The organism is Acinetobacter sp. P37 (assembly GCF_057480965.1).
Genome location: NZ_JBLIYY010000010.1, coordinates 66,218 through 89,530, shown reverse-complemented (window position 1 = coordinate 89,530; position 23,313 = coordinate 66,218). Strand labels below are relative to the sequence as shown.

Here is a 23,313-nt window from a genome sequence, read left to right as displayed (position 1 = left end):
CTCCCATGAGTGCCTTTTTTATTGGACATATCTTTTTACGCTTTTTGACTATTTGTGTCATTCATTTTCACCTAAAAGCGTTTACACTCAATGCACTTAGCTTTTTCAAGGGATATTTCTTTGACTTTACAGTCACCAACAAATCACCCTGAAATGCTTGTACCCAATAAGAAGATGTTGCACGATTAGAACCATTCCAATACGTGTCATTGAAGACACGTTCAAATGTTTATTTAGGATTACTAACGCTGGTAGAAACCAGTATTGAGGAAAACGATATGCCACAATACAAAGCGCCCTTACGTGATATGCAATTTGTTCTGCATGAACTTTTAAAAGCAGAAGATCACTATGCACAACTGCCTGCATTTTCAGACACCGTAAGCCGTGAGTTGGTTGACCAATATCTAGAAGCTGCTGCTGACTTCTGTGAAAATGAACTTTCTCCTCTTAACCAAGTCGGCGACCGTGAAGGTTGTACTTGGAATGATGGCGTTGTAACAACACCAACTGGTTTTAAAGAAGCGTATCAAAAATATATCGAACTCGGTTTCCCATCTTTATCTGCTGAAGAACAATACGGCGGTCAAGGCTTACCGGTTTCTTTAGGCAACATCATTTCAGAAATGGTGGGTACTTCGAACTGGGCATGGGGTATGTACCCTGGTCTATCTCATGGTGCTGTCCGTACATTAGAACATCACGGTTCTCAAGAGCAAAAAGACACTTACCTTCCTAAACTTGTTTCAGGTGAATGGACTGGTACGATGTGCTTAACAGAATCTCATGCAGGTTCTGACTTAGGTATTATCCGCTCTAAAGCTGAACCACAAGCAGACGGTAGCTATGCAATTTCTGGCGAGAAAATCTTTATCTCTGCTGGTGAACACGACATGGCTGAAAATATCATCCATATCGTCCTTGCTCGTCTTCCAGGTGCACCAAAAGGCACGAAAGGTATTTCATTATTCATCGTACCTAAATTCAATGTAAATGCTGATGGCTCAATTGGTGAGCGCAATGCGGTACGTTGTGGTTCGATTGAACACAAAATGGGTATCCATGGTAACGCGACTTGTGTCATCAACTTTGATAACGCAAAAGGCTTCTTGATTGGCCCTGAAAACCGCGGTCTAAACTGCATGTTCACATTCATGAACACTGCACGTATCGGTACTGCTGTACAAGGTCTTTCAGCTTCTGAAGGCGCTTTCCAAGGTGCACTTGCTTACGCAAAAGACCGTTTGGCAATGCGTTCACTTTCAGGCCCTAAAGCACCTGAAAAAGAAGCAGATCCAATTATCGTTCACCCTGCAGTACGCAACATGCTGCTTACGCAAAAATCATTTGCTGAAGCTGGTCGTGCTCTGGTTTACTTATTGTCTTTCCATGCCGATATCGTGGAACAAGGTGCAACTGAAGAAGAACGTAAGTTCTCTGACAATATCTTGTCATTATTAACTCCAATTGCTAAAGCATTCTTGACTGAAACAGGTTCTGAATCTGCAAAACACGGTGTTCAAGTATTTGGTGGCCACGGCTTCATTTCAGAACACGGTATGGAGCAAATCGTACGTGATACACGTATCTCTTGCTTGTACGAAGGTACGACTGAAATTCAAGCAATTGACTTGTTAGGCCGTAAAGTATTGGGTACTCAAGGTGCAATGTTGAAAGACTTCACCAAGATCATCCATAAATTTGTTGAAGCTAACAAAGACAACGCTGCCATGAAAGAATTTGTTGAGCCGCTTGCTGCGCTAAACAAAGAATGGGGCGACTTAACCATGCAGATTGGTATGAAAGCAATGCAAAACCCTGAAGAAGTGGGTGCTGCTGCAGTCGATTACCTCTACTTCTCTGGTTATGTAACGCTTGCTTATTTATGGGCTCGCATGGCGCTAGTTGCACAAGAAACTTTAGCTGCAGGAACAACAGATGTTGATTTCTACAATGCGAAAGTAACGACTGCTCGCTTCTACTTCAAGAAAATCTTACCGCGCGTTCGCTCTCATGTAGAAGTGATCGCAGGTGGCCTAGATCCTCTTATGGCATTGGATGCAGAACACTTTGCATTCTAATGTGAATATCTAAAACATATTCAAAAAATTGTACTCTTGAGTGCAGAAATAGAGAAAGGACGGTCATAGCATTGGCAGTCCTTTTTCTTTATAAATAGTCTCATAATTTTACTTTGGTCAATTTTCTCCACGCTTTATGTCGATACAAATTGCCCCAAGTCCACAGATTCAAACAATAAACAGGTGAACGAACATGCCAATTTATAATGCGCCGCTTGCAGATATGAAATTCATCTTAAATGATGTTTTTAAAGCAGAACAATTCTGGCAAAACAACGAAAATCTTGCTCACGTTGATGCTGCTACTGCAGAAGCCATTCTTGAAGAAATGGCAAAATTTGCGCAAAACGTCACTCATCCTTTAAACCGCACAGGTGATGAAGAAGGCGCAAGCTATAGCAATGGCAATGTCACGACTCCTGCTGGTTTCAAAGAAGCATTTAAACAATATGCAGAAGGCGGCTGGATTGGTCTAGGCGCAGATGAAGAATGGGGCGGTCAAGGCATGCCAAAAATGCTGACTGTTCTGTCTGACGAAATGCTGTTTGCAACCAACCCATCATTCATGCTCTACCCGCTTCTTTCTGTAGGTGCAGGCATGGCATTAAACAGCTATGCATCACAAGAGCAAAAAGAAACTTATTTGCCAAAAATGTATACAGGCGAATGGTCAGGCACGATGTGCTTAACTGAACCGCATGCAGGTACAGATTTAGGTATTATCAAAACTAAAGCTGAACGTAATGAAGACGGTACTTATAACATTACTGGTACGAAAATCTTCATCACTGGCGGTGACCACGACCTTTCTGAAAATATCATCCACTTAGTTTTAGCGAAAACGCCTGATGCGCCTGCGGGCTCACGCGGAATTTCACTATTCATCGTACCTAAATTCTTGGTGAATGCAGATGGTTCATTGGGAGAGCGTAATGCTGTAGGCCCTGGTTCTATTGAACATAAAATGGGGATCAAAGCGTCTGCAACATGTGTGATGAACTTTGATGGCGCGAAAGGCTACCTGGTTGGTAAAGAAAATGAAGGCCTTGCAGCGATGTTCGTCATGATGAACTACGAACGTCTGTCTATGGGTATTCAAGGCCTAGGTGCTTCTGAATTTGCTTATCAAAATGCAGCGCAATATGCGACTGATCGTTTACAAGGCCGTAGCGCTTCTGGCGTTCAATCGCCTGCAAAACCTGCAGACAGCATCTTAGTTCATGGTGATGTACGTCGTATGTTGCTGAACGCACGTGCCAACAATGAAGCGTCTCGTGCATTTGCGGTTTATGTTGGTCAACAACTGGACATTACCAAGTTCTCTACTGACCCAGAAGCAGTCAAAGCAGCCAATAACCGTGTTGCGCTGTTAACACCTATTGCGAAAGCGTATTTAACAGATACAGCTTTCCAAGCAACGCTAGATGCCCAAATGGTCTTCGGTGGTCACGGCTTTATTCGTGAATGGGGTATGGAACAATGTATCCGTGACCTGCGTATTGCACAGATTTACGAAGGGACCAACGGTGTTCAATCGCAAGACTTAATTGGTCGTAAAACCATTAAGTGCAATGGTGAATTCATTGCTGAATATATCCAAGAAATTCGTGATTTTGCCAATAACTTAGATGCCAGCTTGAACTACATCAAAGATGCAACATTAGATGCAGCAGCTGAAGTTGAAGCGGTGACTCAATATGTACTTGAAGCTGCTCGTGAAAACATTGAGTTCCCGAACTCAGCAGCAGTTGATTACCTACATGCTGTAGGCCTACTCAGCTTTGCCTATATGTTTGCCCGCATTGCAGATGCAGCAAAAGACAAAGATGGCGAGTTCTACCAAAACAAACTTGCACTGACTCTTTACTTCACGCAGCGTATTTTACCTGAATTGGCTTTACGCATTGCTAAAGTAAAAGCAGGTTCTGAAGTGATCATGAACTTCTCTGAAGATTACTTTACCAACCAAGCTTAATTAGCCGTACAAAATCAAAAATGCCCGATTTATCGGGCATTTTTTTATTTTACTGCTCTTATTACATAAACACTGAGTGCAATTTTTTCAAAAAATCATAAGCATACTTACTTATTCACAATCTCCTAATTCCATTCGATATGTAAAACAAGGATGGAGCTGATCGTCTAGCATTGGAAATTTCGCCCAATGCGTTTTATCTTTATCTAATTTAAATCCGGCCTTATTTAAGACATTTTGTGATGCTAGATGTTCCTCAGCACAAAACGATGAAACAACCTTCGTGACATGATTCTGCTTTAAATACTTAATTACCCCAATTAAGGCCTCAGTCATATAACCACAACCATGAAAATTCACCCCTAACCCAAAATGTATTTCTCCATGGTTTTCTTGATTGAAGAAATACAGTAAGCCCATCGCTAACTGCGTATTCTTATCACTAATCACCCATGCAAAATCAGTATTATCTGTCGACCAACAATGATCTGCCCACTTTTCTAAAACACTCTTGGTCTGTTGAATCGTTAAATGTGGTAACCGCTGAAGATAACGAGTTGCTTCTATATTCGAAAAATATGTATCAAATAATGAAATTTCATCTCCTAACTGATACTTTCTCAGGCATAAACGTTCAGTTTCAATCCTATTGGGCATGATTCTTTAGCCTGTTATTTCATGGGATAAAATTTTTTGATCGACTCCGCCATTTCAGCATTCGACCTTTCCAAAGCTTTTGCCACATTCATTGCATCTACAACGCTGCGATTTTGACTCACTTTAAACTTACCCAAAATTGAGTCTATTTCGATTTCAATCGCTATAATTTTTTCCAGTTGTTCCGCGATAAAATCATGAGGCGCATCGCCCATTTTCCATGGCACGGGTTGGCTAGCTTCATGTTGTCGAGTCAGCCGAGCCAAAACTCCTCGTAAATATTTTTCATCGTCAACTTTACGAATTGTGCCTTTGACATGTACCACGCGATAGTTCCATGTCGGCACAACGCGATGATGTTCCTGCTTTCCTTCATACCAGCTTGGCGAAATATATGCTTCGTCGGCATGAAAAATCACATAGGTTTGTGCTGACTAATTTAGCAATTCAAACATTGGATTGGCCTTGGCAATATGACCGCGCAATATGCCCAATTCGCCTGACTCAGCGTCATATTCTAGTGGTAAATGATTCACTTCCAACTCATCATCGGGTGCAGTCAATATTACTGTCGCTAAAGCATACTTACGCATTAGATCAATCAGATCAGGCAGTTCATCATGTTGAAAATGCGTTGGTTGATACATCGTCGCTTCATTCTTATAGGACAAAATTTAAGCTCAAACTTAACATTAAAACCTTTATTAAACCTAAAAAATATTTTTGTCATATTCGCTTCATGTGCATGAAATTTGCTTGGTATTTAATGACTTGTTCTTCATTGAATATTCACGCAATTTACACAGGAGGAATATATATGACACACCGTGATCCTAAAGTAGAAAAAATCGAAGCCCTCCTCGACCGACTTGGCAATATTGCTGTAGAAGGTTTTCATTATCTTGCGCTGTTTGTCATCGGCTGTATGATTTTATGGTCTGCGGGTCATACCATTTTTGAAATTATTACGGTTAAACAATTCGCCACAATTGATGATATTTTGCTGTTATTTATCTATCTTGAACTGGGGGCCATGGTCGGAATTTACTTTAAGACCAACCATATGCCTGTACGCTTTTTAATTTATATTGCTATCACAGCCCTGACTCGTTTACTGATTTCGGACATTCAACATGACCATAAAGCAGATATGGGCTTGGTCATTACCACAGGTTCGATTCTAATTTTAGCAGTGGCCATTTTGATTGTGCGCTATGCCTCTTGGACTTACCCTTCGGTTATTCGAGATAAGCATTCCGAGAAGCCATTACCTGAAGGAAAAACCCCTCGCCCACAAGATGATGAATTGGCTTAAACACTAAATCGTTCCCTCTCCTTTTAGGAGATGAATAGCACTGCTACGCAAGGAAGAGGTTATAAACCTTATCGATTAGGCACAAGCACATAGCGACCATTTTCAAAGATCCAATACATTCCACTTGGGGGTGCCGGTAAACCGATCCGTTTCCAATCACTGATAAAGGTATAGGTCGAACTCGAAATACTAGCGCTGGCAGGATCGCCATTGACCCAACTATAGCTCTGCGAATTTTGAGTAATCGTGGTCGGCGCGTTGTATTGAATACTAATGCCACTTTGTGGATACTGCGGATAAGGTCGATTTGGATATTGCGGATAAACCGGCGGGCGACTTGGATAATGAGGATAATGTTGAGGATAATTCGGCGCATGCTGCGGATAGCCAGGCCGATTCATCGACGGTGGGCGGTGTTGTGGTTTTGATGTATCCACACCTTGGTAGTTTGCCCATTTGTTTTCCGCAAAAGTACTGGCCGAAGCACTGATCAGCATCACACCTGCAATCGCATAGAATAATGTTGCTTTCACTCAAGCTCTCCTTCACGGTATATAGATTAAGTATAAAACCCATTTTAGGAGAAAAAATGAATAAAAATCCATCAAATGCAAGAATTTGTTAATTTTCCGACCAAGCTGATTGCACCTTCAAGCTAGCCTGTTTTTCATTGGATTATGCTAAGATTGATTTTATTTCGTAGTGGATCAAATGCTGTGTCTGAATTAAGTTTTGACCGACTTCATCAATTTTTTTCGAAAGTACCAAGTATCCAAGAAGCCTTAATCGACTCCTACGGCACCGATGGCAAAAATGCGTGGTGGTTTAAATTTCAAATTAATGTAGATCACCCTTTAGCATGGCAAACTGTTCAAGAATTGGGCCATGTATTGAACTATATTTCTAAAAATGAACGCTTACCGACTCAATTTTTACCGGTTTCTCCGCCACCATATATGAATGGCGAAGCAAAACAATTCTTGTCTTGGGTGATTCAATGTAACCACGCCGATTTTCCACCAGATGTCATCTGTGACTGGTTAGAAGCTCGTTTGCCACAACCAGTAGATGATGCCGATAAATGGAAAATCAAAACCGATATTAAAGAATTGGATCAAATGTCAGATAAAGATTTAGATCAAATCGTTCCGCCGAATCCTGTACCGAAGAATTAAAACTGATTAAATTCCTCCTAACCTCCCTTTAAAAAAGGGAGGAAAGTCCCTCTTTTTAAAAGAGGGATTTGGGAGATTAAGACAATTCTAAAAAGTAGATATTCCGCTCCATTCCATAAAGCGATACAACATATATTTCAAGGTCGATTCATCCGCATATTTACTATAATCGACACTCATTTGTTTACCATCCAGATTTGACCAAGCGGTATTAAAATACTGTGATGCATCTTTAAAAACTTGAGCATCTTTCAGACCAATCACGCGTAAATCAGTTTCTAAATTATAATTTTTCAAGTTACGCGCCGTGAAATTGGCAGAACCTAAAATCATATCGGCTTGATAAGCAGTACGTTTTAAAATCATCTTGCTATGGCACTGCTCACCTTGAGTATTACACCAACGTACATCAATACCCGCATCATGTAATTCGGATGCTACAGGTCGATTTGGAATGCCATTTTTGGTACGTCCAAAAGCATCTTTATTCGGATCGAGTAGGACACGCACTTTCACACCACGTTCATGCGCAGCAATCAGTGCTTTGATAATTTTACGTTCAGATAAATAGAACATGGCAATATCAATTTCAGTTCCAGCTTTCTTCGCGCTATCAATTAAGTCGAGTGTGGCATCATAAATTGCTTTTTCAGTCAATACTTGAACCTGTGGCTGAGTTTTTGCCGCTTCAACATCTTTAATCACTACAAATGGAATATTGGCATTGGACATCATGCCTACGGCTTGCTCAGTTTTTAATAGGTCAATTGCAGTCATGCCTTTGACGGTTAAGGCCACATTGGAATGTCGTGAGCTACCATCATGTGGATTCATAGAGGTGACCAAACCTTTCCAACCGTCAACGGTATCCACCACCAAAGTTTTTCGGTGATTCGCTTTAAAGTTAAACAGATCCATATAACTACGAATCGTCACTTTCTCGGTTCCCAATGGGTTCGGTAACCAGCCTTGTTCAGGATTATTGCCAATATCTTGACAGCAGATATACCAAAAGCCTGACCATGCAGGATTGGATGCACGAAGCGGTACCAAATTGGTTTCGATTAACTCAATTCCACCTTGACGCAATTGACGATAATGTTCAGGTTGAATGCCGCCATATACCGAATTGACGGGGTCAGTAATCACAAAAATTTCCACTTGAGGAGATAGTCGACGCTTCAAAATCAGCGCATCGGTCAACTCCTGTGTTAATTGTTCATGTTTTAATTGAGAGTCACCAACTTGCGGATTAAAGAGAAACATATCCAACACAATGGTCGACTGTGCTTCCTCAATCATTTTCAGCATTTCTTTAAAAATGCGATGTTCCTGTTGCTGCTTTCCTTGCGCATCGATATAGGTTTCATCCACTAAAAAGTTCACTTCAGCATGGCGAAGTTTTCCCGTGTAGTTCAACCCTTCTGGGAGTGGCTTTAGCGTGTGATAAGTTGCCGATGCCAAATAACCTAGAACCAATAAACCAATGACCACGCCCACATAGCGACGACGTGACCAATTGAGCTTGTGATGTATTCGTTGAATGATGCGCATAAGAAAAAACCTAGTCTAATGCGCTCAGACTAGGTTTTATTCATTGATTTTTCAAGAGGATTTCTGTGACTTTACTTAGACTTACTTAGAGAAGTCTGTGCAAATTCAATTAGAAACCAAATTCAAGACCAACCGTAAAATTACGACCGACTTGTGGAATATTGGCAAGGAATGACGTATGAGAGTAAACATCTTCATCCAATAAATTATTGGCTTTGAAATAGACTCGATAATCATTTTGATCTTTCAATTGACCACTATAGGCCACACCCAAATTCACCATGTTGTAGCCATCTGTTTCACGCTCAAATGCAGTGATTTTGTCTTGTTTGAATACATGTGAATATTCTGCAAGACCTGACCAACCATCGGCAAAGTCAACATCGACCTTGGTTCCTAAGCGCCCTGCAGGCACACGTGGCGCATTTTCACCATCAATTTTGCCGCGAACATAATCACCAAATACACTCAGTTTATACATGTCATTCACTGCATAACCCACTTGAGCTTCCGCGCCATAGAACTTGGCTTTGTCTTGGGTGTAATCAACTAAGCGGAAGTTTTCAAAATTATCTTTGGTTGCAGCATAAATGTAGTTGTCATACCAGTTGTGATACACATGAACGTGATAATCCAACTGATCTTTTTCGTAATGGAAACCCAGTTCTAGATTATTGGATTTTTCCACATCCAGATTTTCATTTCCGCGTTCATAGGTATTGGTCGCAAAGTGCTTACCATCTGCATAGAGCTCTTGCGCCAATGGCAAACGCTCTTGATGAGAACCCACCAAGGATAATTTATAATTTGGTGCAAACGCCCAATTCACAGCTCCTGAATAAGAGATGCCATAATCATCATAATCTTTTTGTGCAGAATCGATTTGAATTTTCTGCTGATCGACACGGGCGCCCAGCTCGACATGAAAATCACCAAATTGTTTATGCTCTAAACCAAACACACTCCATTTTTGGGTTTTATTTGGGTTCATCAATGACTCTTCACCACTGATATTGAGCTTTTGCTGATTGTATTGTGCGCCTATCACCCCTTCCCAATCCGCAATCGGGTTATGCACCAACTCTAAACGACCATCATAGCCCTGACTTTTAAAGGTCGTTGCCGCTGTATCACCTTCAATTTCATCATGTTGATAATCGGTATAACTTGCATGTGCACGGATTTTTTGGAAGCCCGCAAACGGATTCGCAAGTTCGGTACGGAAATTATAACGTTCTGACTTTAAATCGACCCATGGGCCTGCGGCATCATGATCGTGATCATGCTCATCGGTATGCCCATGATTGTCATGACCATCACAATGTAAATGGTCATCATGTGGATGACAGCTTTCATATTCATGACTATGCCCCGGCAAGCCATATTGGTCTTGACGGTTGCTATAAGACAGTCCAGCAAAACCGCGCTCATGAATCCATGACGCACCTACACTGACATTTTGCCCTTCTGCAAAGGTGTTGCCAACGCGGCGTTCTTTTTCTAATTCGCCATCATGATCATGGAAATAATTGGGTGCAATATAGTCATTGGCTTTACGCTTTGATCCCTCAACTCGCAGTGCAAAATTTTCTCCTAGCGCAGCAGTGACACCTGCACTCGCTAATTTTTCGTCACTACCTGAGTTATAACGTAGCCCAACCTGCCCCTCTGAGCCATTTTCAGGCATCTGCGTTGGAATTTTTTGATCGGTAACATTCACCAACCCACCAACCGTCCCAGCTGCATATAATAAAGTGGATGGCCCACGAATCACTTCTACTTGTTTCGCTAAAATTGGATCAACCGTCACTGCATGGTCAGGGGATAAAGTTGAAACATCTGCTGTTTCAGATGCATGCTCCAACACTTTGACACGTGGCCCATCTTGACCACGCAGCACAGGTCGACTTGAGCCTGCACCAAACTGATTTGAATACACTCCAGGTTGTCCGGCAATGGCATCACCAATAGTGACTCCACCTTGTGCAAGGGCTTTATGTTGAATGACATTATCGGCAACAGCAAAATCTGCCGCACTTTGGTTTAAGGGATGGACCTGAACATTAATGGCTTCGAGCTTTTGTACCTGTTGTTCTGGGTCATCGGCATAAAGGTTGGGTGCAATCACTGCAAAAATCGAAACAGTTATTAAATTCTTATGAAAAGACATGTTGGAGAGACTCAAATCAGGCTATTTTTGAAAAATGTTATAATATAACATTTCATTACTTTTGCAATAAAAAACATTCTAATCTGCCCAAATCATATACACTCACCGATACTACATTGTATTTATTCATATATTTATTTTAGTTCAATGCCTTTTACCATATCCCATGCTGTACTCGCACCGCCTATTTCCAAATTAAGCGGAAACCGCCTGCCTATTGCAGCACTCGCAATTGGTAGCATGGTGCCAGATTTATTCCGTTTATTTACTAATGCTGACTATGCAGGTTCACATCAATGGTCGGGGTTAATTGTTCCAAACTTAATCCTTGGTTTGCTGTTTTGTGTGCTGTGGTATGTGCTTTATCGCCCGATGTTATTTGCTTTTTTTGGTTTAAATAAGCCGCTGCATCTACAGAGTCTTAATCAATTCTGTGGGTTTATGCTCAGTCTCATCCTCGCACTCATCATTGGAACTTCGACGCATATTGTTTGGGATGGCTTGACCCATGTTGACTTTCGTACCTTTGCATTTAAGGATCTATTGAGTCTACCGATTCAATTTTTTGGTCATTCATATCCCCTACATCGCGTGTTGCAAATTGGATTATCTGGATTGGCACTCCCCGTTTTGGCATGGATGATTTATCGTCATCATCTTCATTATCGAAGTACAGTAAGCATCCCCACATCCATCAAAGTCTATGTATATGGTTTAGCGGCCCTGTCTTTAGCTGCGGGCATCGCAAGTTATTTTTATTTTGCTGACAGTATTTATTCTGATACCTTTGTACACGACTTGTATGCCTATGTCGGCAAAGCCATTAATTATTTTTTCCGTGCATTTTTAGCCACGTTTAGCTTCGGTAGTCTGATATTTCTGATCTTAAGCAAGAGCACCAATATTTTTTCAACGTCATCGGCTTAAGCCCATCATTGACCGAAAATTTGCTGTAAATTTGGCAGTTTTAGCAATAAGTCCTTGTGACAAAACAGCCAAAAAGAGGCATAATCCCCTATTCGAATAAAAGCGGTACGCTGTTTACGTATTCGCTGACCTTAACCCATATAGTTGGATTTCTAACGCTATGATGCGAACTCATTACTGCGGTTCTTTAACCGAAGCTCAAATTGACCAAACCGTTACATTATGCGGTTGGGTTCACCGTCGCCGTGACCACGGTGGTGTAATCTTCCTTGACATGCGTGACCGTGATGGTCTTGTTCAAGTGGTTATTGACCCAGATACTCCTGAAGCATTCGCAACTGCGGACAAAGCACGTTCAGAATTCGTATTAAAAATTACAGGCCGTGTACGTCGTCGTTACGCAGGTACTGAAAACGCGAATATGACTAGCGGTCAAATCGAAGTTCTTGGTAAAGAAATCGAAGTGCTTGCTGGTTCAGAAACTCCGCCATTCCCATTGAATGACGACAACACAAATATTTCTGAAGAAGTACGTTTGAAATATCGTTTCTTGGATATCCGTCGTCCAGAAATGTTAGATCGTCTTCGTTTCCGTTCTAAATTGACTAACCTAATTCGTAACTACTTCGAAGAAAATGGTTTCTTAGACGTGGAAACACCTATTTTAACGCGTGCGACTCCTGAAGGTGCGCGTGACTATTTAGTACCAAGTCGTGTTTCTAACGGTAGCTTCTACGCACTTCCACAATCTCCACAATTGTTCAAACAGTTGTTAATGGTTGGCGGTATCGATCGTTACTACCAAATTGCTAAATGTTTCCGTGATGAAGACTTACGTGCTGACCGTCAGCCTGAATTCACACAAATCGACGTTGAAACATCGTTCATGAGTGACGATGACATCATGGATTTAATGGAACGTTTAACGGTTAAGATGTTCAAAGAACTTCTAAACGTTCAGTTCGACAAGTTCCCACGTATGACGTATGCAGATGCAATGCGTGACTATGCATCTGATAAACCTGACTTACGTATTCCTTTGAAACTTGTTGATGTTGCAGACATGATGCAAGACGTTGAGTTCAAAGTATTCGCAGGTCCTGCAAAAGATCCTAAAGGCCGTATTGTTGCGCTTCGCGTACCAGGTGCTGGCGCGCTTCCACGTAGCCAAATTGACGAATACACTAAATTCGTTGGCATTTATGGCGCGAAAGGCTTGGCTTACATCAAAGTCAACGAACTTGAAAAAGGTATTGAAGGTCTTCAATCTCCAATCGTTAAATTCATCGAGCCAATCGTGCTTGATCTATTGAAACGTGTTGGCGCTGAAAATGGCGATATCGTATTCTTTGGTGCGGACAAAGCGAAAATCGTAAATGATGCGATGGGTGCTTTACGTATTAAAGTCGGTCACGACATGAAACTTGCAACTTGCGAGTGGGCGCCACTTTGGGTTGTTGACTTCCCAATGTTCGAAGAAACTGATGACGGTAAATGGACGTCTGTTCACCACCCATTCACGCTGCCAAAATCAAGCGTTGAAGAAGTGAAGAACAACCCAGGTGCTGCACTTTCTGTTGCTTACGATATGGTATTGAACGGTACTGAAATCGGTGGTGGTTCACTTCGTATTTATAACCTAGAAATGCAAAAAGCGATCTTCGAAGCGCTTGGTATTTCTGAAGAAGAAGCAGAAGAGAAATTCAGCTTCTTGTTAAATGCGTTGAAATTCGGTGCGCCTCCTCACGGTGGTTTAGCATTCGGTCTTGACCGTTTAGTGATGTTGATGACTGGTGCATCTTCTATCCGTGACGTGATTGCATTCCCGAAAACTAAGACTGCGGAATGTCCTTTAACTCAAGCGCCTGCGCCAGTTGAAGCGAACCAATTACGTGACTTAGGTATTCGCTTACGTGAAAAACCAAAAGCTGAAGAATCTAAATAATCTTACATTTTTAGATTTAGATTTAGATTTAGATTTAGATTTAGATTTAGATTTAGATTTAGATTTAAAAGTTTAAAAAAACCCTGCGCTATGCAGGGTTTTTTATGTCAACCTACAAAAGGTGGTAGAAAACCTACAAAACATAAATTTAAGATTTGATGTACTTTGCTAATATCAAAACGCTTCAAGTACGTTATGATGTTTCACTACATCCTTTGAGCAATGGACAGCTCAATTTTCCACTTCCAATTATTTTGTTTTTAGATTCAGATCTTTTTGTACTTTTCACTGAATAAGTCCGGTCTCTTGGCAAAATTTATTTTATTCCATGCTGTAAATTTTGAGACCTTGTGATCCATGTACTTTATATTCAAAATCATCGCGCTATTGCCACTTTGGCTGTTACAAAACTTGGCCTTGATGATCGCGTTTATTCTTAACCTGTTTAACTCATCAATCAAACGTATCACCAGCATCAATATTCAACTGGCCTACCCAGATATGTCAGCGACAGCGAAGAGACAGCTCGTCAGTCAAAGTATCCGCAGCCAATGCTTGACCTATATTGAATTTATTAAATGTTGGGGTATGCCACCAAGTTATAGCCTGAGCTTACTGAAAAATATTTATGGTGAAAATATCCTCACGGAAGCACTTGCGAATAAAAAAGGTGTGATCGTGGTGGTTCCTCATTTTGGCTGCTGGGAATTACTCAATGCATGGCTGAACTTGTATACAGAACCGATGATTATGTATAAACCGAATAAAAATAAAGGGATCAATCGTTATCTGTTAGAAGCACGTGAGAAGTTTAGTGCAACCTTAGTCCCGACAGATGAAACAGGGATCCGTGCCATTTTTAAACATTTGAAACAAGGTGGACTAACAGTCATTTTACCTGACCATTTACCGAAGGCTTCAGGCGGCATATATTCCAATTTTTTTGGGCAAAATACTTTATCGATCACGCTAGTTTCAAAGCTTGCTGCAAAAACCCAATGTAATGTCATCGGCTTAAGTTGTATCCGACAACCCAACTTAAGGCACTTTGATGTGCATTGCCAAACCTTAGCAGAAGAGATTTCCTCTAAAGATTTACAATCCTCTGTCGACGCATTGAACATCGCGATGCAAGACATCATTAACCAAGCGCCAGAACAGTATATCTGGTCTTATAAACGCTTTCGGGTCTGCTTTGGCAACATCAATATGTACCGCAAATAAAGGCGATCTGAATAAAATTCAACCTTTAGATTTGTGTAGCACGGGCTTGGATTAATCTTATTCAATTGAGATCGATTATCGACAGTGGCATAATAGCCTCAATTTCCACTTTAAGTGATTCTCATATGGCTATGCGTCCTGAAGTCCGTCGTCGTGCAATCGTGTTGATTGTTTTTTCTGTCGTACAATGGTTGTTCATGCGCTACATTTTAGCCAACGAATTATTTAACTTAACCACCTATAACCGTATTGTTTTATTCTGTGTCAGCAGCCTTGCAGGTGCCTTATTAATCTTTGTCGGTTTGATTTATATGGTGTTGAAAGGTAATGCGGATAAGGAATGATTAAATAAACTCTAGGATTCAGTATTTTATGTATGGCTGGTATACTAAAAAATAGTTAGATTGCTTATTGCTTTATCATGCATAAAATTTTATTTATTGTTGACCATCTTGGCTGTGGCGGTGCAGAGAAAATTACACTCAAATTAGCAGAGTATTTAGCTAGTAATGGGCATGATATTCATCTCGCTGTTTTAAATGGCAATTCAAATCATTACTCTTGTTCAAAAGCAATTAAATATATAGATCTTAAAGTCCAAATTTCCTTTTCTAAGGGGAAAATGTGGAAAAATAAAACACTAAATGAATACGAGAAACACCAAATTAATGAACTATTAAAATATAGCTTTGATCTTATTATAACCGGGTATAATAACGGGCATTGGTTGGCACCTTATTTAAAAGGGAATGTATGGCACTGGATTCATGGTGATCTTTTAGAAGTTCGTAAATTTAATAACCCTTTGAAGCAAATGAAAGAATACCTACGTTTTTTCAAAAATAAAAGAAAATTTTCTAAATTATTTCACAATCGAAATTTAATCACTGTTAACCGTGATCTAGAAAATAAAGCTAAAAGATATGCTAACCCAAGCTCAGTCAAAACTATTGCCAATGGTGTAACGGTTCCATCTCAATATCTAAATCAATATTCATCTACAGACAAAAAATGGGACGTCATTTTTGTTGGAAGATTAGTACCAATTAAACAAGTTGATCATGCTCTTAAAGCTTTTGCCATGTGTGAAACAAAGCGCAGAATGGCTATTGTTGGTGATGGTTCAGAACGTAAAAAACTTGAAGAGTTAAGTAAAGAGTTAGGTATTGCTGATAGAGTTAACTTCTTAGGATGGGTTGATGATCCACAAGAACTTATGCTTCAAAGTAAATGCCTAGTAATGTCATCTTTATACGAAGGCAGCCCTGTTACTCTAGCAGAGGCAATTGCTCTTGGCGTTCCAATTGTTAGTTATGACTCTTCAGCAGGTATTACCGATTTATTTACTACAGATACTGCAAAATTTGGATTAGTTCCTAAACAAAATATTCAAGCTTTAAGTAATGCATTAGAAAAATGCATACAAAATCCTTATAAACATAGCAAAGAGTCTATAGATAAAGTATGCATGGAAAATATGCAGAAAAATATTCTTCGACTATGTAATTAAAATTTTATCTGCTTTTCATCAAGTAGACTGACTTTGGCAAAAGGGTTAGTATAAAATATTTGAATTGTCTGATGGTGTAATATCTTATAGATAGAGATTTTTTAACCAACTCACAATATAAGTCATAGTCACTGCCAGTTTGATGAAATTGACGGGCATACTGAAGTGTGTACTTAGAATAAGTTTTTCTTAATTTTTCAAGTTTATATAAATCATTTTCTTCCACCAATTTCTTATCATATACTCTCATTACTCCCATAGGTAAAATTGGATTGATTTTTTTACCAATAGTACTAATTCCAACATCCACACGGTACGAACCCAATTCCTCATCTATGTGATAAATAAATCCCTTTCTAGCCTGCTCAATATGTATTTCAATATCTAATGCTTGAGGATGTAATTCATCAAAATAATCAAATATAAAATCATTTCGGAACATTTTTGATGAATGAGCAAAAAAGGGTAAATTTAAATATAAATAATCTAAATCGAATTTACCCTTTTGATGGGTCCATTCTCGCACTCTATTTCCTTCGACATCAATATATCGCATATTATGAGTGCAAATTGAGCAATCTAAATTTGACTCCATAATATCAAATTGTCGTTGCAACTTATTTGGAAGAGCCAAATCATCTCCATCAAGATGATAAATATATTTACCTTTGGCTTTTTTATATACAGTCTTAAGGTTTTCTAAGGGACCAATATTTCTCTCATGAAAAATTGGAACTATAATATCAGGATATTTTAGTAAAAAATCTTCTATTATTTTTCTAGTTGCATCTGTTGAGCAATCATCCCCTACAATAACTTCATACTGAAAGCTAGTATCTTGGTTAAGAACACTTTTTAGAGTCTGCTCTATAAATTTTTCTTGATTATAGGTAACAATACAGACTGAAACTAATATACCCATACTAAATAGATCCTTCTTTTTTTAGTTCTATTTCTAGCGCAAGTAAATCTCTTTTTCTATCTTTAATTCGTTTTACAGGTGTCCCAATATAAACACCAAGCTCTGAACAATTTTTATTTACTAAACTTAATGCACCAACAGCAACACCTGTTTCTAAAGTAACACCAGGTAAAATTACACTTCCAGAGCCAACAATCACATGTTTTCCAACTATTACATCTGAACTCGTTACATTTGTATATTGACTTGGTACTGTAGGATTAGTCATAAACTGCCCACTATAGTCATCATTACTACTATAAACCGAAACCCGAGATGAAAGTCCTGCAAAATCTTGAACTGAAATTTTCCCTGCTCCAATGAGACTTACACCAATCGCAAGATGGACATAATCCCCAATTTCTATACCACTATCCCCGGCAGATAGTACTGAAAAATCATCTATACGGGTATGACTACCAATACTAATATTTTTACAATTATAATAAGAAGCCTTATCTGAAAGTAAGCAATTTTCACCTACATGACGAAAGCCCATGGCTTTAATTTGCTCTTCTGTTAAAAAAGCCATCTTAATTATCCTTAATTAAATCAATAATTTTCTGTACTGAATCTAGGCTAAGATTTGGATATAGCGGTAAGCAAAGCACTCCCTCTGATAAGAGTTTCGCTTCAGGGGTGTCTGATTGATATTCCTTATAAATAGTCAAATCAGTCATTATCGGATAAAAATATTTTCTTGCAAAAACCCCATTAAGCTTTAGTTTTTCAAACAACTCATCACGTCTAAGCGGATACGGCTTAGAAATAACGATTGGAAAATAAGAGTAATTATCTTTTTCTAAACTCGGACGTTTAATACAGTGAATTCCTGATATGTCTGCAAGCCCTTTACGATACGTTTCATCTATTTTTTTACGTGCTAATAATGTGCTATCAATAGATTTTAATTGCAATAAGCCAAGTGCAGCATGTACTTCGCTCAATTTACCATTTAAAGAAATATCGTCTATTGTATTCTCATTCACAATACCAAAATTCTTTAATCGGTCAATGCGTTGTTTCATTTCAGCACTATGGCAAACAATAGCTCCCCCCTCAAAAGTATTAAATACTTTGGTAGCATGAAAGCTCATTACACTTAAATCACCATAATTTAATAAGCTTTGACCGTTATGTCTCACTCCAAAAGCATGCGCAGCATCATAAATAAGTTTTAAATCATTTTTATCTGCTATTTTCTGCAAACTATCGACATCACATGGAATTCCATAACAATGCACAGGAAGTATCGCAACTGTTTTATCTGTAATTGCTTGCTCAACCTTTCGTGGGTCAATATTTGAAGTATTAGGGTCGATATCTACAAAGACAGGGGTTAATTTATTCCAAACTATTGAATGAGCTGTAGCTACAAATGTATAAGGGGTCGTAATCACCTCCCCATCAACCAGATTTAATGCCTGAAGTGCTGTAACTAAAGCAATCGTTCCATTATTAAATAATGAAATAAAATCGACACCTAAATACTCACAAAGCTCTTTTTCCAACTGCTGATGCAAAGGCCCACAGTTGGTTAAAATTTTATTTTTCCAAATTTCCTCTAAATAAGGAATAAACTCTGCAAGCTCAGGTAAAACAGGTTGTGTTACATAAATTGGCTCTTGACTCATATCTCATTCACCAAAGAAATGAGATATTGCCCATAATCGTTTTTACTCATGCTTTGCCCAATTTCTAAAACCTGTTCTTTGCTCAGCCAACCACTATTCAAGGCAATTTCTTCTAAACATGCGACTTTATAACCCTGACGCTTTTCAATGGTTTCTACAAACTGTGCTGCTTCCAGTAAACTTGAATGTGTACCTGTATCCAACCATGCAAAACCACGTCCGAGCAATTCCACATTTAGATCACCGCGCTCTAAATATATCTGATTAACTGTGGTAATTTCTAATTCTCCACGTTCAGAAGGCTTCACTTGTTTGGCAATTTGAATCACATCATTGTCATAAAAATATAGACCTGTGACCGCAAAATGAGATTTAGGTTGTTTAGGTTTTTCTTCTAAAGAAATTACTCGTTTTTGCTCATCAAACTCAACCACACCAAAACGCTCTGGATCTTTGACTTGATAGCCAAATACAGTCGCACCTTTTTGACGTGACACAGCCTGACGCAACATTGGGGTAAAACCTTGACCGTAAAAAATATTGTCGCCAAGCACTAAACAAACATTACTATCTCCAATAAAGTCTTCACCAATTATAAATGCTTGTGCTAAACCGTCTGGACTAGGTTGGACTGCATATTCAAGCTGAATACCGAATTGAGCGCCATCACCCAATAAACGCTTAAAACCATCAATATCTTCAGGGGTACTAATAATGAGTACGTTACGAACACCCGCAAGCATAAGCACCGAAAGCGGGTAATACACCATGGGTTTATCATAAATAGGCAATAACTGCTTAGATACCCCTTTGGTAATCGGATATAAACGTGTGCCCGAACCGCCTGCTAAAATAATACCTTTGGTTGTATTTGACATTACAAACTCACACCTAATCTTTCACGTTGGTAACTGCCATCTTGTACGCGACGACACCAGTCTAAATTGTTTAAATACCACCCTACCGTTTTACGAATTCCAGTTTCAAATGTTTCCATTGGTGTCCAACCTAATTCATTTTGAATTTTTGTAGCATCAATTGCATAGCGTAAGTCATGCCCAGGGCGGTCTTTTACAAACGTAATCAGTGACTCATACGCTTGACCATTGGCTTGTGGTTTTAGCTCATCCAAAATCTTGCAAATAGTTCTAACCACTTCAATATTTTGCTTTTCGTTATGACCACCAATATTGTAGGTTTCTCCAACTACACCCTCAGTTACCACTTTATATAAAGCACGTGCATGATCTTCTACAAACAACCAATCCCGAATTTGCTGACCATTACCATATACAGGTAAAGGTTTAGCATCTAGCGCATTTAGAATCACCAGTGGAATTAGTTTTTCAGGGAAATGATATGGACCGTAATTATTTGAGCAATTCGTTACTATGACAGGTAGACCATAAGTTCTGTGCCAAGCGCGTACCAAATGATCCGAACTAGCCTTACTCGCTGAATAAGGTGAGCTTGGCGCATAAGAGGTTGTTTCGGTAAATAAATCTTCCGTGCCTTCTAAATCACCATATACTTCATCTGTTGAAATATGATGAAAACGAAAGTTTTGTTGAGCTTCAACGTCAAGCCCCACCCAATACTTTCGAGCAGCTTCCAATAAAGTATAGGTTCCCACAATATTAGTTTGAATAAATGCTGCAGGGCCATCAATTGAGCGGTCTACATGCGACTCTGCGGCTAAATGCATAATTGCATTAGGTTGAAATGCATCTATTGCAGCTATAATTTGTTCTGTATCACAAATATCAATTTGTTTGAACTCATAGTTCGGGTATTGATCGATTTCTTTTAACGATTCTAAATTACCCGCATAAGTCAGTTTATCTATATTCAGAACTTGGTTATTGGTATTTTGAATAATATGACGGATGACAGCTGAACCAATAAATCCTGCACCGCCTGTAACTAAAATTTTCATAACCAATTCAAATCAACCATAATGACATTATTAAATATACTTAGTATCAAGAAAATTAATCAACTTATCCGCAACTTTACAAAACTGATATTCATTTTCAGCATCTTGGCGTCCAGTCTGTGCAATTTCATAAGCTTGCTCGGGATGTTCAGTTAAAAAAGTAATATTTTCAGCTAGACTTTCAACATCCCCACACTCCGCCATCAATCCATTTTCACCTTGTCGAATAATCTGCTGAACGCTAATATGATCACTCGCAACCACTGGTTTCCCCCAGGCAAAAGCATCTAATATAGCCAATGGTTGGGTATCATTCATTGTAGGAACGAGTGCAATATCAATATCTTTATAAAACTTTCTTTTTTGTTCCTCACCAATCCAACCTAAAAACTCTACGTCACTCTCCAAATTCAAATCTTTAACTTGCTGAAATAAAAAATCTTTCTGTTCACCATCCCCTGCAATCAACAATTTAACCAAGTATCCTTTTTGCTTTAACTGCTCCACAGCAGAAATTGCTATGTGCGTACCCTTATATTCAACCAAGCGCGTCATAATTCCTAAGACCACAGGTTCCCCAAGGTTTTTAGCAAAAGAAGGTTCATCATCTGGTAAATGTATTAAATTTGGAATAACTGCTTGTGGTCTTTGACTCAAATCCACACCCTTCTTTTTAGCAGCCTCAGCAACACACTGTCCTACATAAGGAGTAATATGAATAAATCCATCTGCACGTAATGTTCTTTTCACGTTATGACTATGATTCATCGCAATAACAGGGCATTTAATTCGTGCAAAAAGCATTGCATTTTTAAATAAATAAACCGCACGCCCACTATGAGCAATCACAACATCAGGACGATAAGAACGTAGCCATAAAGCGAGTTTTACTGCAGCAATTAGGTCATAAAATCCTGAGCTATTAAGAAGAAACTTTGGATAATTTTCAGATTTTAACTTTTTATTTTCATCACCATATACCAAAATATCTTCATGCCCCTTACTTTCTAATGCATCAAAAGTGTTCAGCATTGCTTGCCAACGCCCACCTGAAGCATCTCCATAAACTGTGTGAACTATTTTTAATTTTTTCAAGAAAAGGAGCCTTTACGGTAAATTTTACCAATTGTTCATTAGAACTATATTCTAATATTTTCAGCTAAGAGAAACCATCACCTATTTTAAAATAATCCTTTGCCTATTTTCGTTAGATCTCACTTCTGACAAGATTATAGAATTTTGTTACCATACAAAGTAGATAGATCAAACGCTCAAATATGATGAAAAGAAAACCTAGCCTTTCGGTTCTCGTTATTCACGACCAACGTGCTGGACACTTAAATCCCAGTCTTGGCGTATATGACTACTTAGAAACAGCTTATACAACAATCTTAAATAAAGTCGAAACTCCCAACGTAAAGAAGTGGCAAATAAGCCTATTAAAAAAACTTAGTTGGTATCCTGCTTTTTTTGATTTTTGCTCAGCCATTTTTTTTGAGAATTTTCAGTCAAAGCAAAATATTGATTGTATTATTTGTTCAGGCATGCCGAATTTGCTCTATGGCATTTTTGTCAGTCGCAGATTAAAAGTTCCATTGTTTTACGCAGGTGATTTACGCAAAGTAAATGGACAACTGGTGAACTGTACAATTACAGCACTAAAACAAAATACTGCGTCGGACCAAGTTGTGCTTACCACCCCGCCAGTTAAAAAAGACTTTATTAATCTGCAACAGGACCAACTCGACCAAACAACAGCTTTATTAATCTTAGGTGGTCCAACAGATGAGCATCCTTTTACATATGACGATTTTGAAAAAATTATCGATAAATTTATTGCGTTTTGTACTCAAAATCAGTTGAAAGGACTCATTACTAATTCACGACGTACACCAAATTTAGATTGCTATTTTCAAAGAAATCATCTTCCTGAAAATATTCAATTGCATTTAGTTCAAACACAAAATGCACCACCTCTTGTTCAGCTTATTCAACCGACTACTTATATTTTTGTTACAGAAGATAGCACCTCAATGCTAGCTGAAACCATTCAAAGTGGGCGCTTTATCTGTTCAATTTATAGCTCCAAATCTGTTTTAGAACCTTTAAATCAGAAATACCTTCAACATAAACTCATGCAACGACAAAACTTAGCAGAAGATTTTCAATGTCCAAAATATAAAAATACCCAAGACTTTGATTTAACTGGACCGATTGTTCAAGCTTTTAAACGTAATTTAGGATATTAA

General features: G+C 38.9%; 20 protein-coding genes and 1 pseudogene. 10 read left to right on the top strand and 11 right to left on the bottom strand.

Features of this window, described 5'->3' with window-relative positions; all coding sequences use genetic code 11:
- The first annotated feature begins 278 nt into the window (after window positions 1–278).
- Complete coding sequence (locus tag AC25JC_RS10840) at window positions 279–2,081, top strand: acyl-CoA dehydrogenase C-terminal domain-containing protein (protein ID WP_078194152.1); 1,803 nt, start codon at window positions 279–281, stop codon at window positions 2,079–2,081.
- 193 nt (window positions 2,082–2,274) lie between these two features.
- Window positions 2,275–4,056, top strand: a complete 1,782-nt coding sequence (locus AC25JC_RS10835) for an acyl-CoA dehydrogenase C-terminal domain-containing protein (RefSeq protein WP_180010979.1) — start codon at window positions 2,275–2,277, stop codon at window positions 4,054–4,056.
- Window positions 4,057–4,167: 111 nt separating this feature from the next.
- Here AC25JC_RS10835 and AC25JC_RS10830 read toward each other — a convergent pair whose 3' ends face one another.
- Both AC25JC_RS10830 and AC25JC_RS10825 read right to left on the bottom strand, forming a co-directional pair.
- Window positions 4,168–4,713, bottom strand: coding sequence for a GNAT family N-acetyltransferase (locus AC25JC_RS10830; RefSeq protein ID WP_486924016.1), 546 nt, complete (start codon window positions 4,711–4,713; stop codon window positions 4,168–4,170).
- Between the two features lie 14 nt (window positions 4,714–4,727).
- Window positions 4,728–5,360 (bottom strand): annotated as a pseudogene (locus AC25JC_RS10825) (FMN-binding negative transcriptional regulator).
- 170 nt (window positions 5,361–5,530) lie between these two features.
- Between AC25JC_RS10825 and AC25JC_RS10820 the strand changes: the two are divergent.
- Entirely contained in the window at window positions 5,531–6,028 is a 498-nt protein-coding gene (locus AC25JC_RS10820; RefSeq protein ID WP_078194156.1) for a phosphate-starvation-inducible protein PsiE, read from the top strand.
- 68 nt (window positions 6,029–6,096) lie between these two features.
- Here the strand turns inward: AC25JC_RS10820 and AC25JC_RS10815 are convergent, their stop codons facing one another.
- On the bottom strand, window positions 6,097–6,561 hold the full coding sequence (locus tag AC25JC_RS10815; RefSeq protein ID WP_486924015.1) for an RcnB family protein: 465 nt from the start codon (window positions 6,559–6,561) through the stop codon (window positions 6,097–6,099).
- 183 nt (window positions 6,562–6,744) lie between these two features.
- Here AC25JC_RS10815 and AC25JC_RS10810 point away from each other — a divergent pair, with 183 nt between their 5' ends.
- Window positions 6,745–7,203, top strand: a complete 459-nt coding sequence (locus tag AC25JC_RS10810) for a hypothetical protein (protein ID WP_180035824.1) — start codon at window positions 6,745–6,747, stop codon at window positions 7,201–7,203.
- An 87-nt stretch (window positions 7,204–7,290) separates the two neighbouring features.
- Here the strand turns inward: AC25JC_RS10810 and AC25JC_RS10805 are convergent, their stop codons facing one another.
- Together AC25JC_RS10805 and znuD are read right to left on the bottom strand one after the other, a co-directional pair.
- Window positions 7,291–8,757: a phospholipase D family protein gene (locus tag AC25JC_RS10805; protein WP_486924014.1), complete on the bottom strand. Its 1,467-nt coding sequence runs from the start codon at window positions 8,755–8,757 to the stop codon at window positions 7,291–7,293.
- A 109-nt stretch (window positions 8,758–8,866) separates the two neighbouring features.
- Window positions 8,867–10,927, bottom strand: a complete 2,061-nt coding sequence (gene znuD, locus AC25JC_RS10800) for a zinc piracy TonB-dependent receptor ZnuD (protein ID WP_486924013.1) — start codon at window positions 10,925–10,927, stop codon at window positions 8,867–8,869.
- 147 nt (window positions 10,928–11,074) lie between these two features.
- Here znuD and AC25JC_RS10795 point away from each other — a divergent pair, with 147 nt between their 5' ends.
- The 5 genes from AC25JC_RS10795 to AC25JC_RS10775 all read left to right on the top strand — a co-directional run bounded on the left by AC25JC_RS10795 (window position 11,075) and on the right by AC25JC_RS10775 (window position 16,533).
- Complete coding sequence (locus AC25JC_RS10795) at window positions 11,075–11,854, top strand: DUF4184 family protein (RefSeq protein ID WP_486924012.1); 780 nt, start codon at window positions 11,075–11,077, stop codon at window positions 11,852–11,854.
- 160 nt (window positions 11,855–12,014) lie between these two features.
- Entirely contained in the window at window positions 12,015–13,799 is a 1,785-nt protein-coding gene (gene aspS / locus AC25JC_RS10790; RefSeq protein WP_078194161.1) for an aspartate--tRNA ligase, read from the top strand.
- Window positions 13,800–14,156: 357 nt separating this feature from the next.
- Complete coding sequence (locus AC25JC_RS10785) at window positions 14,157–15,023, top strand: lysophospholipid acyltransferase family protein (RefSeq protein ID WP_486924011.1); 867 nt, start codon at window positions 14,157–14,159, stop codon at window positions 15,021–15,023.
- A 125-nt stretch (window positions 15,024–15,148) separates the two neighbouring features.
- A complete protein-coding gene (locus tag AC25JC_RS10780; RefSeq protein ID WP_111885360.1) occupies window positions 15,149–15,367 on the top strand; it encodes a hypothetical protein in 219 nt (72 codons plus the stop codon).
- A 77-nt stretch (window positions 15,368–15,444) separates the two neighbouring features.
- Complete coding sequence (locus tag AC25JC_RS10775; protein ID WP_486924010.1) at window positions 15,445–16,533, top strand: glycosyltransferase; 1,089 nt, start codon at window positions 15,445–15,447, stop codon at window positions 16,531–16,533.
- Between the two features lie 4 nt (window positions 16,534–16,537).
- Here the strand turns inward: AC25JC_RS10775 and AC25JC_RS10770 are convergent, their stop codons facing one another.
- The 6 genes from AC25JC_RS10770 to AC25JC_RS10745 are packed head-to-tail and all read right to left on the bottom strand — an operon-like array spanning window position 16,538 to window position 22,159.
- Window positions 16,538–17,455, bottom strand: coding sequence for a glycosyltransferase family 2 protein (locus AC25JC_RS10770; protein ID WP_486924009.1), 918 nt, complete (start codon window positions 17,453–17,455; stop codon window positions 16,538–16,540).
- A gap of 1 nt (window position 17,456) precedes the next feature.
- Window positions 17,457–18,026 carry an acyltransferase gene (locus AC25JC_RS10765; RefSeq protein WP_486924008.1) on the bottom strand — a complete coding sequence of 190 codons (570 nt, stop codon included), beginning with the start codon at window positions 18,024–18,026 and terminating at the stop codon, window positions 17,457–17,459.
- 1 nt (window position 18,027) lies between these two features.
- Window positions 18,028–19,128, bottom strand: coding sequence for a DegT/DnrJ/EryC1/StrS family aminotransferase (locus AC25JC_RS10760; protein ID WP_486924007.1), 1,101 nt, complete (start codon window positions 19,126–19,128; stop codon window positions 18,028–18,030).
- A complete protein-coding gene (rfbA, locus tag AC25JC_RS10755; protein ID WP_486924006.1) occupies window positions 19,125–20,006 on the bottom strand; it encodes a glucose-1-phosphate thymidylyltransferase RfbA in 882 nt (293 codons plus the stop codon). Before rfbA ends, AC25JC_RS10760 begins: the two co-directional genes overlap by 4 nt.
- Complete coding sequence (gene rfbB, locus AC25JC_RS10750; RefSeq protein WP_486924005.1) at window positions 20,006–21,064, bottom strand: dTDP-glucose 4,6-dehydratase; 1,059 nt, start codon at window positions 21,062–21,064, stop codon at window positions 20,006–20,008. The genes rfbA and rfbB overlap by 1 nt, the downstream gene beginning before the upstream one ends.
- 30 nt (window positions 21,065–21,094) lie before the next feature.
- Entirely contained in the window at window positions 21,095–22,159 is a 1,065-nt protein-coding gene (locus tag AC25JC_RS10745) for a glycosyltransferase family 4 protein (RefSeq protein WP_486924004.1), read from the bottom strand.
- A 182-nt stretch (window positions 22,160–22,341) separates the two neighbouring features.
- On the opposite strand from AC25JC_RS10745, the gene AC25JC_RS10740 reads away from it, so the two are divergent.
- On the top strand, window positions 22,342–23,313 hold the full coding sequence (locus AC25JC_RS10740; protein WP_486924003.1) for an ELM1/GtrOC1 family putative glycosyltransferase: 972 nt from the start codon (window positions 22,342–22,344) through the stop codon (window positions 23,311–23,313).

What these genes read in the sequence shown, in the direction of transcription:
- AC25JC_RS10795 (WP_486924012.1), top strand. Translation starts at nt 11,075, where the DNA reads ATGCCTTTTACCATATCCCATGCTGTACTCGCACCGCCTATTTCCAAA.
- AC25JC_RS10785 (WP_486924011.1), top strand. Translation starts at nt 14,157, where the DNA reads ATGTACTTTATATTCAAAATCATCGCGCTATTGCCACTTTGGCTGTTA.
- AC25JC_RS10765 (WP_486924008.1), bottom strand. Translation starts at nt 18,026, where the DNA reads ATGGCTTTTTTAACAGAAGAGCAAATTAAAGCCATGGGCTTTCGTCAT.
- AC25JC_RS10840 (WP_078194152.1), top strand. Translation starts at nt 279, where the DNA reads ATGCCACAATACAAAGCGCCCTTACGTGATATGCAATTTGTTCTGCAT.
- rfbB (WP_486924005.1), bottom strand. Translation starts at nt 21,064, where the DNA reads ATGAAAATTTTAGTTACAGGCGGTGCAGGATTTATTGGTTCAGCTGTC.
- znuD (WP_486924013.1), bottom strand. Translation starts at nt 10,927, where the DNA reads ATGTCTTTTCATAAGAATTTAATAACTGTTTCGATTTTTGCAGTGATT.
- AC25JC_RS10740 (WP_486924003.1), top strand. Translation starts at nt 22,342, where the DNA reads ATGATGAAAAGAAAACCTAGCCTTTCGGTTCTCGTTATTCACGACCAA.
- aspS (WP_078194161.1), top strand. Translation starts at nt 12,015, where the DNA reads ATGATGCGAACTCATTACTGCGGTTCTTTAACCGAAGCTCAAATTGAC.
- AC25JC_RS10835 (WP_180010979.1), top strand. Translation starts at nt 2,275, where the DNA reads ATGCCAATTTATAATGCGCCGCTTGCAGATATGAAATTCATCTTAAAT.
- AC25JC_RS10760 (WP_486924007.1), bottom strand. Translation starts at nt 19,128, where the DNA reads ATGAGTCAAGAGCCAATTTATGTAACACAACCTGTTTTACCTGAGCTT.
- AC25JC_RS10780 (WP_111885360.1), top strand. Translation starts at nt 15,149, where the DNA reads ATGGCTATGCGTCCTGAAGTCCGTCGTCGTGCAATCGTGTTGATTGTT.
- rfbA (WP_486924006.1), bottom strand. Translation starts at nt 20,006, where the DNA reads ATGTCAAATACAACCAAAGGTATTATTTTAGCAGGCGGTTCGGGCACA.
- AC25JC_RS10770 (WP_486924009.1), bottom strand. Translation starts at nt 17,455, where the DNA reads ATGGGTATATTAGTTTCAGTCTGTATTGTTACCTATAATCAAGAAAAA.
- AC25JC_RS10775 (WP_486924010.1), top strand. Translation starts at nt 15,445, where the DNA reads ATGCATAAAATTTTATTTATTGTTGACCATCTTGGCTGTGGCGGTGCA.
- AC25JC_RS10805 (WP_486924014.1), bottom strand. Translation starts at nt 8,757, where the DNA reads ATGCGCATCATTCAACGAATACATCACAAGCTCAATTGGTCACGTCGT.
- AC25JC_RS10830 (WP_486924016.1), bottom strand. Translation starts at nt 4,713, where the DNA reads ATGCCCAATAGGATTGAAACTGAACGTTTATGCCTGAGAAAGTATCAG.
- AC25JC_RS10820 (WP_078194156.1), top strand. Translation starts at nt 5,531, where the DNA reads ATGACACACCGTGATCCTAAAGTAGAAAAAATCGAAGCCCTCCTCGAC.